This is a genomic window from Novipirellula artificiosorum (assembly GCF_007860135.1).
In the GTDB taxonomy this organism is placed as follows: Bacteria; Planctomycetota; Planctomycetia; order Pirellulales; family Pirellulaceae; genus Novipirellula_A; species Novipirellula_A artificiosorum.
Map to the genome: position 1 here is coordinate 1,074,515 of NZ_SJPV01000001.1, position 16,462 is coordinate 1,090,976.

The 16,462-nt window shown below is 56.5% G+C and carries 12 protein-coding genes; 6 read left to right on the plus strand and 6 right to left on the minus strand.

The window, feature by feature from the left end; genetic code table 11:
* Nucleotides 1-15 precede the first annotated feature (15 nt).
* Together ppsR and Poly41_RS03785 are read left to right on the plus strand one after the other, a co-directional pair.
* The gene (ppsR, locus tag Poly41_RS03780) at nt 16-852 is read left to right on the plus strand and encodes a pyruvate, phosphate dikinase/phosphoenolpyruvate synthase regulator (RefSeq protein WP_146524545.1); all 837 of its coding nucleotides are present in this window, start codon (nt 16-18) and stop codon (nt 850-852) included.
* Entirely contained in the window at nt 849-1,397 is a 549-nt protein-coding gene (locus tag Poly41_RS03785) for a M50 family metallopeptidase (RefSeq protein ID WP_146524546.1), read from the plus strand. Before ppsR ends, Poly41_RS03785 begins: the two co-directional genes overlap by 4 nt.
* Here Poly41_RS03785 and Poly41_RS03790 read toward each other — a convergent pair.
* Nucleotides 1,377-1,664 carry a transcriptional regulator gene (locus Poly41_RS03790; protein WP_146524547.1) on the minus strand — a complete coding sequence of 96 codons (288 nt, stop codon included), beginning with the start codon at nt 1,662-1,664 and terminating at the stop codon, nt 1,377-1,379. The two genes, Poly41_RS03785 and Poly41_RS03790, sit on opposite strands and share 21 nt — an antisense overlap.
* Before the next feature lie 362 nt (nt 1,665-2,026).
* On the opposite strand from Poly41_RS03790, the gene Poly41_RS03795 reads away from it, so the two are divergent.
* The 4 genes from Poly41_RS03795 (at nt 2,027) to Poly41_RS03810 (ending at nt 8,223) form a co-directional block, all read left to right on the plus strand.
* Nucleotides 2,027-4,843 (plus strand): hypothetical protein, encoded by a 2,817-nt coding sequence (locus Poly41_RS03795; RefSeq protein WP_146524548.1) that lies wholly within the window; start codon nt 2,027-2,029, stop codon nt 4,841-4,843.
* Between the two features lie 112 nt (nt 4,844-4,955).
* Nucleotides 4,956-5,174, plus strand: coding sequence for a hypothetical protein (locus Poly41_RS03800; protein ID WP_146524549.1), 219 nt, complete (start codon nt 4,956-4,958; stop codon nt 5,172-5,174).
* Between the two features lie 149 nt (nt 5,175-5,323).
* Nucleotides 5,324-6,250: a sugar phosphate isomerase/epimerase family protein gene (locus Poly41_RS03805; protein ID WP_146524550.1), complete on the plus strand. Its 927-nt coding sequence runs from the start codon at nt 5,324-5,326 to the stop codon at nt 6,248-6,250.
* A 1,433-nt stretch (nt 6,251-7,683) separates the two neighbouring features.
* Complete coding sequence (locus tag Poly41_RS03810) at nt 7,684-8,223, plus strand: GrpB family protein (protein ID WP_146524551.1); 540 nt, start codon at nt 7,684-7,686, stop codon at nt 8,221-8,223.
* Here the strand turns inward: Poly41_RS03810 and Poly41_RS03815 are convergent.
* The 5 genes from Poly41_RS03815 to Poly41_RS03835 are packed head-to-tail and all read right to left on the minus strand — an operon-like array spanning nt 8,220 to nt 16,334.
* Entirely contained in the window at nt 8,220-9,164 is a 945-nt protein-coding gene (locus Poly41_RS03815; protein WP_146524552.1) for a patatin-like phospholipase family protein, read from the minus strand. The two genes, Poly41_RS03810 and Poly41_RS03815, sit on opposite strands and share 4 nt — an antisense overlap.
* A gap of 11 nt (nt 9,165-9,175) precedes the next feature.
* Nucleotides 9,176-11,101, minus strand: a complete 1,926-nt coding sequence (locus tag Poly41_RS03820) for an acyl-CoA dehydrogenase family protein (protein ID WP_231615375.1) — start codon at nt 11,099-11,101, stop codon at nt 9,176-9,178.
* Nucleotides 11,102-11,132: 31 nt separating this feature from the next.
* Entirely contained in the window at nt 11,133-13,355 is a 2,223-nt protein-coding gene (locus tag Poly41_RS03825; protein ID WP_146524553.1) for a 3-hydroxyacyl-CoA dehydrogenase NAD-binding domain-containing protein, read from the minus strand.
* 40 nt (nt 13,356-13,395) lie between these two features.
* Nucleotides 13,396-14,682: a thiolase family protein gene (locus Poly41_RS03830; RefSeq protein ID WP_146524554.1), complete on the minus strand. Its 1,287-nt coding sequence runs from the start codon at nt 14,680-14,682 to the stop codon at nt 13,396-13,398.
* Complete coding sequence (locus tag Poly41_RS03835; RefSeq protein WP_197231045.1) at nt 14,679-16,334, minus strand: AMP-binding protein; 1,656 nt, start codon at nt 16,332-16,334, stop codon at nt 14,679-14,681. The genes Poly41_RS03830 and Poly41_RS03835 overlap by 4 nt, the downstream gene beginning before the upstream one ends.
* Nucleotides 16,335-16,462: the final 128 nt, after the last annotated feature.

Below are 16,462 nucleotides of genomic sequence, written 5' to 3' on the forward strand. Positions count from 1 at the left end.
ATCCACGGGATTCGCATGCCCAACACCAAATCCAAGAAGACGCCCAAGATCGTGATTCTTTCGGGTGGCACCGGTCGCACGGTCGACAGCTTGCTCCGTGCTGCGTTGGAACAGTTTCCAGACAGCCCGGTCGAAGTGGTGATTCATGCGGGGGTCCGCAAAGTAGACAAGGCCATGGGGGTCATCCGCGATGCGGATCGTTCCGAGGCGGTCGTTTGCCATTCCTTGGTGGAACCCGAAATTCGCAAAGCGGTCGAAAAAGAAGCTCGGAGGTTATCCGTCCCTTGCATCGATGTGCTTGGACCTGCGATGTCGCTGCTTGCCGATCATCTTGGGGCGTCGCCACGTGGCCGAGCAGGGCTGTTGTATCAAGTTCATCACGAGGAAATCGATCGGATGGATGCGATGGATTTCACGCTCGCCCATGACGATGGCCAAAACCCAAGCGATTTGAAGAAGGCCGACGTGGTCTTGGTGGGGGCGTCAAGAACCAGCAAGAGCGTCACCTGCTGCTACTTGGCTTTCCGAGGCATTCGAGCGGCCAATGTTCCCCTCATCCCTAATTTGCCACCACCACCCCAGCTACTGAAGCTCGACCCCCGCCGCGTCGTGGGGCTGACGATGAGCGCATCGCGTCTCGAAGCGGTTCGCTTGACCCGAATGGAACGGATGAGTCATCGATCGGTCCCCAAATACGCGAGTCTGCGCGACATTCAAGGGGAACTTCGGCAAATCCGCGAATTGATTCAGGGCAACGGCTGGGAATGCATTGACGTGTCGTACAAAGCGACCGAAGAAGTCGCGGATTTGGTAGCCGAACTGTTGCCCCGCCGTCGCCCGCGCAAGAAATGAAATGGATCACGTGGCTGTTGTGGTGCTGGACCGTGATGACGCTCAGCCATGAAGTCGGACATGTCATCGGCGGCTGGGCAAGTGGTGCGGCGATCACCGACTTAGAACTCCGCCCGTGGCATTTGCCGCATAGTTTGTTCCAGCCCGACCCTCATCCGATCGTGACCCTTTGGAGTGGCCCAATCCTCGGATGCGTGGTCCCCTGCATTGCAGCGGCAATCTCCCGTCGCGATGCTTGGTGGCTGGTCGCTTGGTTTTGCGTCTTAGCCAACGCCACCTACATGCTTGTCGGTTGGTTCAGTGGTGATGCGGAACTGGACACCACGAAAATGATCCAAGCGGGCACGCCACCTTGGCTGCTGCTGGCGATCTGGACCACGGTGTTACCGGTTGGCTACGTGAAATTCCGAGAACGGCTTGTGCAACGTTTTGCAGCGGACCGATCGGAGGCTTTTGCGAAGGAGCATTTGAAATCAGCAGCTGCATGGGCTGCCGTTTTCCTGGTCCAGTCGATCGTTGGCGAGTTACTGGCCGCGCTCTTCTAGCTGCTCGCGATAGCTATCACGTTCTCGGCGAGTGGCTTCGAGATCGAAGATCAAGTACTTCATGTCCAAACGTAACTGCGAGAGCGCCTCTTGGACCAAGTTGAGGATACGGCGACGGCGGGTGCTGCATTCGATCACGCGTCCAAGGGCAGGGGCAACGGCATCCCGATAGCGAGCGGGCAACGCGTTGATCGCATCGACCATTTCCTGCAGTTCCACTGGAGTTTCGTCGTTCAGCTTGTTGGTCGATCCGATGGTCTTAGGCATGTCAGGGGTGCTCCAGAAAAAACAGCAAGTTGTGTGATTCAATGTTTTGCTATCCATTGCATTTCAAATGCCGAATCCCTAGCCCGATCTCGCCCTCGACGACGTAACCTCTTTCCTTGGAAGGCTTTATCGCTAGCACAGTGCCAATGTTGTCAAAACACCACGTTGCAAGAAATCCACGCGTTTTCGCCTTGGCTTCATGACTTAAATCATGGTATGGAAAGGTCTTACGTTTTACGCATGCAGTCTAAAAACCGTTGGTGCCTTTTTTCAACAACGTGTCGTGTTTACCGCACATCCATCGGCTACCGAGTCGAGTGCCAGCAGATTGTTCCGCTTTTGATCCCTTGGGTCAACGATCAATGTCCTCACCGAAACCAAAGCGAACGAAATCGCCGTGGGTGATTCCATTGGGGCAAACGCTGCGCGTTGCGCTCGGCGGTTTGGTATTTGCGTTTACGGGATTGTTGCTGAGTCTCTCCCCGGCCAGCGGCCAGTTGTATGATGCCCTGGACGCCTACCCACCCCGCTGGCACCTGGACCATTCCGATTGTGACGCTCGTGTTGTCACACACAAACACCTTGGCGACGGTGGCGTCGACGGTCGCGGTTGCGAGCTGATCACCATGACGGCCTCGCACGGCACTCAGATCGTGCTCGCCTACCCCATTGAACCTGTTTTGCCGATCGATGGCTTGACTGCGAACGTCTCGGTCATGAGTGCGCTCAACGGAGCACGGATTGGACTTCGTGTTCGGTATCCCTACCTGCGAGTCGATTCGTCTCGTCAATCTGCGTCCGTGATCGTCTACGGCACCGCTTACAAGGATGCCGGCAAATATGCGGCGATCGGCATCGGGATGATCGAAAAATCGCTTGAGGAGAAGGTTATCGCGCTTCGTGCCGAGCATGGATCCGATTCGGACCTGCGAGATCCCTACGTTGACGCGGTGGTGATCAATGCTTACACCGGTGCGGGATCCAGTTCCCTCAGGATCGACGAGTTGCGAGTCGACGGATTGGTCAGTGTGAGCGACGTTTCCGGTGCGACGCTTCGATCGGCATCCGACCATCGCGGCGATGACCTTGTTCAGGCTGGCCGAATCGGTGAGGGGTCGCAACTTGGTTCGTCCGGTTGGCAACACGATACGACGCAAACGATTGCATTCCCACTGGGTCGCATCACTCGAATTTTGCAGCACAACGGGGAACCGCTTTCTTGGGTTCGTTCACTTGGTTTCGATGCGGTCCTCCTGTCCAAACCTCCCGACGCTGCCATTTTGGGTGAAGCCATCCGATCCCGCATCGCGATCTACGCACCTCCCCCCTCGTCCCCGGATCCGTCGCTTCAGTCGCTCTTGCAACCGGTAGCAGGATGGTGCATTGGAATGAATGTCGCGCTCGACTCGACAAAAATCAACGACGCCGAGATGACATCGCGTCGCTTGCGAGCGATGCCGATGGTTTGGCAGCGTCCGATTCTGGCTGCCCCCTTAGAGTCCTATCGGCAATACGTCCCGATGTTGGACGCGATGATTCACGATCTACCGATCCGATCGCGTGGCGTAGCGGACAGCGAGGAGATCTCGCAACTTTTGAGTGTCCGCCAACGCGTCGGCGATCGGATCGAATTGGCGACGGGAGTGATGAGCATGCCCCCAGAGCGGGCGCTGCGTCAAGCCGAAGCGATCGCCGATTCGATTGGTGCTCCACGACCGACGGGGTTCCGATGGCATTCGATGTGGATTCAAGCAATGCGTTCCTTGCAGGCCGCTCCATCGGCAATTGTGTTTCGCTCGACTCGTTCACTTCTCTCAGGTGCGGAGATTGAAAATCAGCGTTCCATGGCCTTGAGCTATGTCAATCGAATGATTGCCATGATTGAACCGTGGGCCTCGGGTGCAACGCCCAGTCCGCCGCTATCGATTCGTGGCGCCCCCTACCGCTGTTCGCGTTTGGTCAAGGGCAAGGCGGAAGTTTTGATTTTGACTTCTTCGACGGCCCGTGGTTCGGAGGTGCTCGCAGGCGATGGGAATTCCCTTGAACTGGTCCTTTCCCCCAGCGACGCCAACAAGACGATGTGGCGGATGACCCACTTTTCTGCGGAACGATTGACACCCGAGACGACGGCCGAAGGCGCACGCGTGGAAATTGTTTCACCCGACGCTGTCGAAGTGATTGTGGTGAGCAGCGATCCGTCACTCGGATCCCAACTCAGTCAGGCGGCAAATCGATTCTCAAGGCAAGCGGCCCTTGACCGTTGGCAATTAGCGGGTGATCTGGTTCGCCGCACGCGCGATCATTGGCAAACAACCAAGGCGGCTCGAGTCACCAACCGCCCGCCCCCCATGGATCTACTACGCGTCGCCACGCAATCACTGCATGACGCGGAACCTCTGTATCGGGCAGGCGAGACGGAAGCGAGTTTGCGAATGGCTCGACGCGCGGACGCCTGGGCAATGCGCAGTGAGTGGCAATTGAGTGAAACATTGATGCCGGATTGGCCACGGCCTACGAGTTGCCCGACCATCGATTGCGGTGCGACTGAAGTTCAAGCGATCTGGTATCCGTTAATGCGAGATCGCGGGTGGAGTTCGAACTACTTGACAACCGGTTCGCTTGATAGCGCCGATCTGATTGATCAAAACCGCTGGACATTCGGAAAGCGACTCGAAGGCCGAGCGAACAGCGAAGTCGTGTTTGCCCACCGTGGATCTTACAGTGGCCCAGGCGCGTTGGTCACACGTGCAACCTCCATCGCCGACGACCCGTTGCCCGGGGGCTATGAAGGCACCGTGCTACAAGTCCGCAGCCCCGGGGTGCGGATTCCAGCCCAAACCGCGGTACGAATTGATGCGCTGGTGCGAACGATCGGCTTCGGCAGACCTCAACAAGGCATTTTGGTGTATGACAATATCGGCGGTCAGGAAATGGGCGTCCTGGTCCGCGGTCGGTCAACCTGGACTCCCGTCCGGCTGTATCGCCAAACCACCGCTGAAACCGAAGTCAGCGTGATGTTTGAACTGATGGGCGATGGCGAAGCCATGATCGACGAGGTGGAAATCAGGATCTGGCAACCCAGCGAAGCGATCCGTCCCCCAATGCCGATCCGGCCAATCGAGGGTTCCCAAACGGGTATGCAAATCAGCAGCGAGCCCGAGCTCACCCACAAGCACTAGCCGCGCGGTCATGATCAGGTGATAATGGTCTGCGAAAGGCTGAGTCGTCTCAACGCGAGTCTGTGCTCGAATCGCGAAAACTATATCGAATCGCGCCACGCAGGGAAGTCCCATGCAACAAGTCAAGATTTTTAAAACCGTCGATACGGAACTGTCCGAGTTAGAACAACAAATCAATCGCTGGATGCGGAAGAGTGGTGCCCGCGTGATCTCGATTACGGGTAACCTGACCTCCCAGCCGCCGTCGAGCGGCGGCCCGCTGAACTCCTTTTCCGCGGGTAACATCATGCTGGTCGTGCTCTATGAAATCGATAAGCCGCCAGCTTCGTAGTGCTGACCATGACGGATCCATCGCCCCGCCCCTGCCGGTTGTGCGGACGTGTGACCCGGCACGGCTGCACGGCCCCCCTTTGATTGCCGCGATCGGTTACACTAGCGGGTTAGTGCATTCCATTCTTACCCGTCTCAACCAACGATCCCATGAACCTGACCCGCCGTGAATCGATTGCCGCGCTGGGCGGCTCCTTGCTACTTGCGTCGTTGCCCTCTCGATCGCTGGCTGCGAACGAGTCACAAATTCATGTTGCCACGAACACCTATCCTTGGCTCACTTTTTGTCGGCGAGATGGCCAGGAGTTCGTGCTGCATACCGATCAGCTCCTTCGCGATATCTCGCTATCGAAGATGAATGGGTATGAGCCGATCATCAACGACGTCTCCGAGTTCGTAGGTCTGCGAGAGCGACTCCAGAACCATGGATTGGAAATGCGATCGCTTTATGTCAACAGTGCGCTACACGAGAAAGACCAGGCTGACGCGAGCATCAAAGCCGTTTTGGCGATCGCAAAAGCTGCTTCGGATCTTGGCACAAGCATCGTCGTCACCAACCCGTCTCCGATTCGATGGGGCGGGCCCGAGGACAAATCCGATGCTCAACTTCGTACGCAAGCGGAGTCGCTTGATCGGCTTGGAGCGGCACTCCGCAAGCAAGGACAGTTCTTGGCCTATCACAACCACGACGCCGAGTTGCGACAGGGGGCTCGCGAGTTCCATCACATGCTCTCCGGCACGAACCCCGAGAATGTGAAATTCTGTCTCGATGCCCATTGGGTATTCCGTGGCTGCGGCGATTCCGAAGTGGCCGTCTTTGATGCACTCTCGCAGTATGCGGATCGGATTGTCGAGCTCCATTTACGGCAATCGGTCGACGGTGCTTGGACCGAAGCGTTTCAATTGCAGGGCGACATCGACTACGTGGCGTTGTTTGAGTTTCTTCAGCACAGGAACATCCTTCCCCATTTGGTCCTGGAACAAGCAATTGAAGATCGATCGCCAAAACAGCTGACCGTGATCGAGGCTCACCAACAAGGTCGTGAACAGTTGGTGAAAGGGTGGGGAGCCACCTAAGACGGAAACCGCAGCGCTGCAAAACGTGGCACTCGCAGATCGGTGGAGAGGGGGTTGGAGTTCAGGCTTTAGCCGCACGAGCGAATTTCGCTGTCGCCTGAAGGCTAAACTCCAGCGCCCCCCCCCCGCTTGAAGGTCGTCCGGTTTTTACGTTATTGATTGAAAAAGACTTACAAGATTTAACTCTCCCTCTGGGAGAGGTCGAGCCTAAGCGAGGGAGAGGGAAAACGGGCTGCGATGACAACATGAAATTCCAGCACTGTTTCTATACCGGCCCTCCCCCTCGCTGCGCTCGACCCCTCCCGCTGCGCGGGCAGGGGTGGTTGGATACCTAAACACTTCAGCAGTCACAACTTAAAAACTGCACGACCTCTGCGCGGGCAGGGGTGGTTGGATACCTCAACACTTCAGCAGTCACAACTTAAAAACTGCACGACCTCTGCGCGGGCAGGGGTGGTTGGATACCTAAACACTTCAGCAGTCACAACTTAAAAACTGCACGACCTCTGCGAGGGCAGGGGTGGTTGGATACCTAAACACTGTGTTAGTCACAACTTAAAAACCGGACGACCTCCGAGCTGGAGGTGTCGTTGTGAAGCTCCCACGGAAAAACGACCATAAAGCGGCTCGGCATCTTCCTGTGGGGGGGCGTGACTAGTCCCTTGATGGACGAACTGGACAATCGGACGCTGGTCGTGACGGCATCTCAAAGCCGAGCGTTTGGAAGCCGGCAAGATCGCGACAAAAAATCGGTTGGAATTTTCTAACTCAGTCTCGCTCAAGGCTTTACATCGCAAGCAAGGTGGGTGCTGCGATGAAAACAGAAAAACTGAGGTTGACCGGGGCGCCGAACAACGTAACCTAAGTCTGTCGAGACAACGTTTGCCCCACACATCGCCGGTCCAACGCAGGTTGGATCGGCCAGCTTCTGTTTGTCGCTAAACGCTTGTTATCAATTGACTTACAACTTCCGGACGAGGGCGGCTGCCGAATGGTAGGCCTTTGGAATGTCCGATTAGAATCCACTGATGGATTTGCTATCACGCGTCTTCCGCGAGTTCGCCTCGCGTGGGGTCAACGAAGGATCAGCTTGCGGCCACGGGCTGATGCATCGTCGATGTTTTGTTTGGCATGAGCCGCCCAATCCATCATGAACCCACGGGCCGGGTACACGGTAAAAGGTACCCGGTCGCGAACGCTCGCGCGTCTTCCTGAGCGATTTCGGATCGTTTTTGACCGCGTTTTTTACGACGCTCTCGGGGGATCTGTGCCGCGGCACCTGCTGCTTCATCGTGCTGTCCTCGAACGCTGCCCATCGAAGTGGCTTCCCAACGTTGAACAATGGTTGGCCGGCGTCTCTATTTTCTTCACGGAAATCCGGTTCTTAGTTTGGCAAAACATGCTGAGTTTTTCATTTGATTTGATGGGAATGAATGATGGTCCCCACCACCGTACCTTTGATGCATTACGACCCCAGTTGGCCACAACAGTTTGAGCAAACTCGCAGCAACATTCTCGCCGCTTGTGACGGGCTTGTCGTTGCGGTAGAGCACATTGGGGGCACGGCAATCTCGGGGTTAATTGCTCGACCCACGATTGATGCGGTTGCAATGGTTGCTGAGTCGGATTCGATTCCGACTGCCGCCCTGCTCATCGAAGGGCTGAACTACCGCGTACAACCTAAGACGAGTTGGTGTGATTCGGCATGGGTCTTGACCAAGCCGCGTTATCTCAGCTCAACTCAAACCGCAACAAACCGTTGCATCTACTTACTGGCGTCTGAATCTCCATTTTGGAAATCGGCCTTGGCGATCCGTGACCTGCTGCGTCGAGATCGACGAGCCGCGATCGATTTCGAGCAGGCAAAGCTGCAAAGCTGGAAAGAATCTGAGGGCGATTTGGAACGATACAACTCCGAGAAAGCGGAGATCTTCGCACAGCTCCACTCCATGCTCCCACCGGACTTTTCCTAGCCTGCTTTTCGCGCAAGAAAGCCCGCGAGTGATTTTCGGCCCGCATCGCGCCCACGATCGATCAGCGCTTGTGGATTTTGGAAATCGAACCATTGCACCCCGTCCAAATGTGGCCGAATCAATAGATCGGCAACTTCCGATTTCTCGCGTCGCATCATTCGTTCTCCGAGGTCTTGCATGCGCATGACGACATCCAACGCAGTCGAGCAATCTTCGACGTGGCTCTGTGCCTGCCCGACATCCACGGCGATGGTCATGTCGGATGCATAGGACTTTGCGACCGTGGATGGCAAGGAATCGACGACGCCAATGTCGCACAGCAGCATGCCGTCCCACTCAACCGGTGGGAAGATCCCGGGAATTGCCATCGACGCTTTGACGGCCTTTCGCACCGATCCGCTTTCCAGCACCACTCGGTGTCCGCTCCGCAGATCTGCTGCAACCACACTCAGCGGAGTCACAAGATCCGCGAAGGAGGTGTCATCAATCAAGGCATCGATCGCATCGGCCAAAATTGCGCCGGGCATCAGGGACATTTTTGTAACGGCCCGCGTCAAGCGACGGTGAGCGGAGTAAAGGTGTTTGACTCGGTTGTACCACGCCATCATTGTCGAGTCGCAATCACCAAGGTGCGGTGTCGTCGAGCCAAACAGCAATCGTTGATCACGAGCAAAGGTCGGGGAGGACAGGAACTCGATCGTTCGAGTCTCAACGCGACGAAGATTGGGATCGATGGCACACATCGCTCCAACCATCGCTCCGATACTGACTCCAACGAATCGCTCGGTTTGAATTCCTGCTTCACCGACTGCTTGAATCGCTCCGAGATGGGAAAGTCCTCGCGCACCGCCACCACCGAGTGCAATCACGGCTCTCCGCATGGGTGGTTGTCGTACCGCGTCGCCAGAACGAAACCCCAGAAAATCAATCAGCTTCCTCATTCCAGGCCACCTTACTTATACGGCATCATGATCATTCCATCCGAAATTCCCTTCAACTCCTCCCAACCCTGTTCGGAAAGCGTCCGGCCCAGACGAGTGACTCGGCGGAAGTCGTTATCGGTTGGCTTCCCCCCGGTGATCCGCAGTCGAAGTTCGTGGCAAACGGTATCGGCAGCCATCCGGGTAACCGGGTCGTTTGAACCCTTGGCGTACAAGCTTGTCACTAACAAGACGATTGCATGCTGCACGTCCGAAGAGATGGCGGACATGCGACATTGGCGATCTGCTAACTTCAATTGATACTTGGTCATCTTCAAGCTAATCGACGTCCCGCTACGGGAGAGAAACCTCTGGGCGAACCGAGTGTGCTGGTTCAGCGAGCGGTCACCGGGCTTCACGCTCGACCACCGTGATGGAACCAGCGCATGCGCAGCGAACCATGTCACGTAGCGTGCCAAGGCCCCCTTCAGTGCCCAAGCGTGACGTGGGTTGAGCGGGTTGGGTTTTTGCACCCCCAGCTCGCCAAGGGTTCGACCGATTGGCTCAAAAAACTGTTTACCGTGGTGCTTCACGAGCGACTTGAAGAATGCCATACCAAGCATTTCGCCTTCCCCCTCGTAGATGCATGGCGCTAAAAAATCGTGAACGTTGTCGCCGAACAAGTGCCCCTGCAAAAAGGACCGTCCACCATGCGTCTTCATGAACAGCTCGACGGCAGCTTCTTTTTGCGTTTCGCTGCCAAAGATCTTGGCGATGATACATTCCATTTCACCTCGATAGCCCTGGTCAAGCAGCCCGGCACACCACGCGGTCATCGCGTCACATGCGACGATGAATCCCGCCATGCGTCCGATTCGTCGCTGAACCAACTCACGTTGGTTGATCGGTTGACCGTAGGTTTCCCGGTAACGCCCCCACGGCAACATCTCGGCCAGCATCCAACGCATGGCACCCGCCGCATTCGCACACAGAGCGACTCGGCCAAGATTCAAGCCATGGTAAGCGATCGTTAACCCATCACCTTGAACAGGACGAAGCAAGTTCTCGACGGGCACTCGGAAATCCTTAAACACCAAACCCACATTGTGTGCGCGGCGAAGCGCGTAGAGACCATACTTTTTGATTTGAAAGTGGGCGCTGTTTTGCAGTGGCAGATCGACAATCAGCACGCTTGGTTTACCATCAATTCTGCATACCAATCCGATGGTTCGTCCAGGTGCCGCGTTGGTGATAAACAGTTTTTCGCCGTTGACGACATACTCGTCCATGTCCAGTTCGGCATGAGTCCGTAATGCGGTCAAGTCGCTGCCTGCACCCGGTTCGGTTAACGCAAATGCCGACAAACGACGGCCATCCGCCAATTTCGGCAAGAAGCGAGCTTTTTGTTCATCGCTGCCAAAGGAGCGAACCGGGTCGACCGCACCGATGCATCCGTGTACGGACGCCAAACCCGCAACGGTGGGGTCAATCGTCGCCATCTGCGTAATCATTTCCGCAAACGCTCGTGTCGATGCGCCGCTTCCGCCAAACACCGGATCGACGAGGAGTCCCCAGTAGCCAACTGTGCCAAGTTCTGCCAAGACGTTCGCCGCAATCTTTCCGTCCGCATCGAGTAGCGTTCCCTCGTCACGGTGCTTTCGGACAATCGCGATCGACTGTGAGATGACTCGGGAAACCGATTCCTGCTGCGGCATCGGTTCGACTTCAAACGATTCGGTACAAACTCGCTTTTCCCAAACCGCACGATGCACGGGGCTGTTGACCGTTTGATACTTGGCCGCAAACAAGGCTTCGACTTGATCATCCGCAGTATCGATCACGCCAGTCCGCTGCGATTCGTCTTGTGATGCACCGCCGAGACGGAGGGCAACTTCGGCGAACGATTCGGCCGCGCGTGGATCGAGCGGCTTGCTCTGAGATTGCATGTCGATGTTCATGGCTTGGACTCCAGAAAAGGACAATGGGAAGCTAGTGGGTTGAAACCGCATGATCGTTTGATTGAGGATTTGACTTTGGAAAGAATTGGCGATTCTGTTTCGCCATCTCCACGAGCATTCGTGGCGAAGCAAACCGGTCACCGTAGAGCTCTTGCAGCTGACGTAAGTTCTCGTGCACGATGTGCTGGCCGATCGAATCGACAACATGCAGCGGGCCGCCCGTGTGGGGTGCAAAACCGGTTCCCAGCACCATCGCTAAATCAATGGCCCAACACTTGTCGACCACACCTTGCTCCTTGCAGCGAATCGATTCGGTCAACATGGGGTAGAGCAGCCGCCGTTGGGTCGTTGTCAAAGAATCGTTGACAAACCTAGCCTCATGGCCGTCTGCGGCACCGGCGTGACTTGGTGCGGACTTCAATCGTGGGAACGTTGCTTCGGCCGTTCGTTTGCCGTTGCGATAGCGATAGAAACCGCTGCCCGATTTCTTACCCATCCGTCCGTCGTCGACCATCATCTGCAATTGATCCAACACCGGTCTCAGTCCACTCACGATGTTGTCGAGTGACCTTGCCACATGCCAAGCCACGTCCAAACCGACTTGATCGAGCAACTCCAATGGCCCCATGGGCATACCAAACGATCGCGTCTGATTGTCCAAATCACGAATCGAATGTCCCTCGGCCACCATCAACACCGCCTCGCCAAGGTAGGGGAACAGGACCCGATTGACCAAGAAACCAGGTGTATCGGCTGTGACAACGGGAGTTTTTCCGATCGCACGGACAAAACCGAGCAGTCGTGCGATGGTGGCGTCATCGGTTTGCTTGGCTCGCACCACTTCGACCAATTCCATCTTGTGAACGGGATTGAAGAAATGGAGCCCCGCAACGAGTCGTCCTCGACCGGTAGCGTTTGCCATTGCGTCCACAGACAGCGACGAGGTGTTGGTCGCCAGGATCGTCTCGGGCGACATGATTCGGTCGAGCGTTCGAAACAAGTTCTGCTTGACGTCGATCTTCTCCACGATCGCTTCAATCACCAAATCAGCGTCTGCGATCGCGTCCGCCTCGGTGACGACGCGGATGCGATCGAGCAGTTCGGACTCGTTCGCATGGCTCATTCCCTTGTGTCGGGCCCATTTCCGCACGAGCGTCGTAACGCGTTCGCGTCCCCGGTCGGCTGCTTGCTCGTCGACCTCCACCAAGACAACTTCATAGCCATGATTTGCCGCAAGTTGGCCGATTCCCGCGCCCATCGCGCCAGCGCCAATCACGCCGATTTTTCGAAGCAGTTTTTCATGGATCACGGCGGATGGGTCTGTCCAACTCCGTAGCGACCGAGCGGATTCGCGGGCGAAGAACAATTGCAACAGATGTCGACACGTTGGCGTTGCCAACAGATCAATGAATTCATTCCGCTCCGTCATGAATCCCTTGGGCCTCAGACCATAGCTGCTTCGAACCGATCGTATCGCAGCCCCCAGTGCGGGATAGTGCTGGAGTTTCGCGGCAATCCGTCGCCGCGTTGCCGCAAAAACCAACGCCCGTCCCAGACGTGTCTTCTCGATCCATCGGCCCAGGTACGCGTTCTTTGCATGGCGTCGTCTTGGTGGGCTCGAAGCCAGCACGAGATCCACAAACACGTCGACATCGTCGTCCCAATCATCCGGCGAAATGGCTCGATCGATGAGACCAAGCTTAACGGCCTCGGCAGCCGACACGTGCTTGCCGGTGAGGATCATCGACAGGGCAGCCGGCAGCCCGATCAGCTTCGGCAATCGCTGTGTGCCGCCCCAACCGGGGATCAGTCCGAGCTTTATTTCTGGCAAGCCGATTTTTGTGCTGCTGTTGTCACGGGCAATCCGGTAATCGCAGGCCAGCGCCCATTCCAATCCGCCCCCCAAACAAGGTCCGTGGATCACCGAGATCGTCGGCATGGGAAGCCACTCGATCGCGTCAAACAGCCGCTGCCCACCGTCGATCAATTTTGCCGCTTCGACAGGGCAACTCAAATCCGCAATTGCTCCTACATCGGCTCCTGCTAGAAAGCCACTCTCTTTTGCGCTTCGAAAGATCACGGCGGCGCATCCGATTCGGTGTTGCAGATCGCGAACGATCTGGCTTAGTTCGCTCATGACAGACGCATCCATGACGTTCATCGGGCGGCCCTGCACGTTCAACGTGATGGTCACCACGGAGCGATAGTCGGTGGTCACGGTAAAGGACTTGTAAGATCGTTCTTTCTTGTTCATGGTTCTGCCTCGCTTTTTGTGAGGTGTTTCTTGGGCGGACTCACTGGCTTTGCACTGCGATCGCGACTCCCTGGCCACCTCCGACGCAAAGGGTTGCCAATCCGCGACGTCTGCCGCTGGCTCGTAAGGACCGAAGAAGTGTGATGATCATTCGGGTCCCGGTTGTTCCCACCGGATGGCCAAGGGCAATCGCCCCGCCGTGGATGTTCGTGCGATCGATCGGCAATGTTCCCACTGGCGTCGATTGGGAGAGTTCCCTTTTCGCAAACGAAACCGACATCATCGCACGACGGCAAGCAATGACTTGGGCGGCGAAGGCTTCGTTGATTTCGATCAAGTCATAGTCTTCGAGCGTCGATCCCGTTTTCTGAAGCAATTTTGCAGTCGCGTAGACCGGACCCAATCCCATCCGACGTGGATCGCACCCCGCAATGGCATAGGCGGTGATGAAACCCAGCGGTGGTCGCGAAAACCGATCAAGCTGATCGGGGTCGGATAGCACCACCGCTGCTGCCCCATCGGTCAAGGTGCAACTGTTACCAGCCGTAACCGTTCCGTGCTCGTCAAACAGCGGCCGAAGTCGGGCGAGCTGATCGAGTGATTGAGTGTGACGTGGGCCATCGTCCTTGTCGATCGTTTGCCCGGCTGGAACGGAAACACCGACAATTTCTCCGGACATGAAACAAGCCTGCTGAGCAGAACTGGCTTTTTGGTGGCTGGAAAGTGCAAATTCGTCTTGTTCCGTTCGTGTGATCGCGAATTCCGTCGCCAACTCTTCCGCTGTCTCGCCCATCTTCAAGCCCGACACGGGGTCGGTCAAACCCAGTTCAATCGCAGCGACAGGCTTAAAGTGTCGTGGCCGCATCGAAGCGATCGCGGAAATTTTTTGCGAGATCGTTTTCGCTCTTGCCAATCGCATCCATGCCTTCGCTGCTGCTCGTGAAAAGAGCATGGGGATTTGCGACATCGATTCGCTTCCGCCCGCAACGACCGTTACCGCCTCACCATCGTGAATCCGCGAACAACCTTGAAGAATCGACTCCATGCCGGAAGCACAATTGCGGTTGACGGTGTGAGCGATTCGGTCATTCGGTACGCCGGACCGCAAAGCAATCACACGAGCGATGTTGGCCGCCTCGGCCGGTCCTGCGACGTTTCCGATGATGACTTCATCGATCATGTCAGGGGTTAAGCCGCATCGGCGGATCGATTCCGCAACGACGACACGTCCAAGCTCGACGGCGGAGATGCTATCCAATGCACCGAACGCTTTCGCAAAAGGAGTCCGAATGCCATCCACCACAGCTATGGGTTTTGACCGATTCATCGCAGCCTCCTCCGAACAACCTTCCCCAAGAAGTTACGTGGCAAATCACCGCTGCACCTCTCGTACAGCCTTGGCTGTTTGTGTTTCGACAAATGGTCTCGGCAATGTTGCCGGAGCTTTTCTTCGTCCCATACGGATCCCGGCTTCATGACGATAAACGCTTTCACGACCTCGCCTCGTTTGGGATCCGGTGCCGAGACGACGGCGGCATCTTGGACACCCTCCACCGTTCGCAATACGGCTTCAACCTCCGCGGGATAGACATTGAATCCCGACGTAATGATCAAGTCCTTCTTGCGACCCACAATCTCAAACAGCCCCTCGCGATCGCGCATTGCCAAATCACCGGTGAAGAGCCATCCGTCGCGCAGGGCTTCCGCGGTTGCAGTGGGATTTTCCCAGTAACCAAGCATCACTTGCGGGCCTCGAATCAACAATTCTCCAACCTGGTTCACGCCCACGTCGCGAATGCCACTCAACGATTCCTCAATGATGCGACAACGCGTTTCGGGTAGCGGATACCCAATCGTGCCGTAGCGTGGCTCACTGAAAAGATCGCCAACATGGGTCACCGGCGAGGATTCGGACAATCCAAAACCTTCGACAACGACCGCACCACAATGCTCCGTGAACTCCTCGGCTATCTTTGCTTCCAAGGGAGCACCCCCACAAATTACCCATTTGAGTGAGCGGAGATCTGCCGGATAATCTCGGAGTCGTTCGTTGAACGCTACCAGCATTGCGGGAACTGCGTGAAGCACCGTTGGCTGATGCTGTTGCATCAACTGAATCACCTGCCGAGCATTGAAACGATGGTGCAAAATGAGTGTTGCCCCCATCGCCGCCCCCCCCATCGCGATAGCTGAGACGCCGTAGCTGTGGAAAAACGGTAAAACGGCCATCATCGTCTCGGATGCGAATGTCCGCCCTGCCCATTGGAACTGTTGCCACGCATTGGCAACCATATTCTCGTGACTGAGTGTGACCGACTTTGGGGAACCGGTCGTTCCACCCGTCGGCAGTATGTATGCGGGATCCGTTGCCGGATCAATCGCTACCGGTTTCCACTCGCGACGCGCCTGTTCAATCTCGTTCCAGAACCATGAATGTGATGCGTCACTGGGTAGCGACAAGACCCCAGTCCGTTGCATCCGAACCCACAAGTAGCCGATTTGTTTCAGTGACGGCAAATGCTCGCGGATGGAAACGTACAGTGTTTTTTCGAGGTGCGACTGACAGCCCCCGAGCAAATGCGCGAGCATGTCGAGCGTAATGACCACTCGACACTTCGTCTGCTGAACCAATTGGGTCACTTCGTCTGGCACCATCAACGGGCTCAGCGCGACAACAATCCCCCCGCATCGCCAGATACCGTTGATGGCGATCAGGAACTCCGGCACGTTGGGCAACAACACTCCGACGCGATCGCCTGGGGCAATCCCAAGCCGTTGCAGCATTGCGGCAGCACGAACGGAGTCGTGATTGAGCTGGGCATAGGTCCAGCACTGGCTACCGTAGATCACCGCGTCTCGATCGGGGATCACCTCCGCGGCATAGCGAAGCAACCCGAACGCGGGCAAGCCTTTGTAGTAGGCGATGCCTTCTACCAGCGTCGGAACCGACGCCTGTCTGTTCTGTAGCAAGTGACCCATAACCGAGCTCCCGAAAGAGGCCGAGTGTGAAGGGACCGCCGGCTCGAGAGTTCCAGCCCAAAAAAAGAGAGTAGAGAATAATCGACGCACCACGCTGGCAGGATCGTGAACCACCCTGTGACGCGGGC

What these genes read in the sequence shown, in the direction of transcription:
- Poly41_RS03795 (WP_146524548.1), top strand. Translation starts at nt 2,027, where the DNA reads ATGTCCTCACCGAAACCAAAGCGAACGAAATCGCCGTGGGTGATTCCA.
- Poly41_RS03810 (WP_146524551.1), top strand. Translation starts at nt 7,684, where the DNA reads ATGATGGTCCCCACCACCGTACCTTTGATGCATTACGACCCCAGTTGG.
- Poly41_RS03815 (WP_146524552.1), bottom strand. Translation starts at nt 9,164, where the DNA reads ATGAGGAAGCTGATTGATTTTCTGGGGTTTCGTTCTGGCGACGCGGTA.
- Poly41_RS03835 (WP_197231045.1), bottom strand. Translation starts at nt 16,334, where the DNA reads ATGGGTCACTTGCTACAGAACAGACAGGCGTCGGTTCCGACGCTGGTA.
- Poly41_RS03800 (WP_146524549.1), top strand. Translation starts at nt 4,956, where the DNA reads ATGCAACAAGTCAAGATTTTTAAAACCGTCGATACGGAACTGTCCGAG.
- Poly41_RS03790 (WP_146524547.1), bottom strand. Translation starts at nt 1,664, where the DNA reads ATGCCTAAGACCATCGGATCGACCAACAAGCTGAACGACGAAACTCCA.
- Poly41_RS03785 (WP_146524546.1), top strand. Translation starts at nt 849, where the DNA reads ATGAAATGGATCACGTGGCTGTTGTGGTGCTGGACCGTGATGACGCTC.
- Poly41_RS03805 (WP_146524550.1), top strand. Translation starts at nt 5,324, where the DNA reads ATGAACCTGACCCGCCGTGAATCGATTGCCGCGCTGGGCGGCTCCTTG.
- ppsR (WP_146524545.1), top strand. Translation starts at nt 16, where the DNA reads ATGCCCAACACCAAATCCAAGAAGACGCCCAAGATCGTGATTCTTTCG.
- Poly41_RS03820 (WP_231615375.1), bottom strand. Translation starts at nt 11,101, where the DNA reads ATGAACATCGACATGCAATCTCAGAGCAAGCCGCTCGATCCACGCGCG.
- Poly41_RS03830 (WP_146524554.1), bottom strand. Translation starts at nt 14,682, where the DNA reads ATGAATCGGTCAAAACCCATAGCTGTGGTGGATGGCATTCGGACTCCT.
- Poly41_RS03825 (WP_146524553.1), bottom strand. Translation starts at nt 13,355, where the DNA reads ATGAACAAGAAAGAACGATCTTACAAGTCCTTTACCGTGACCACCGAC.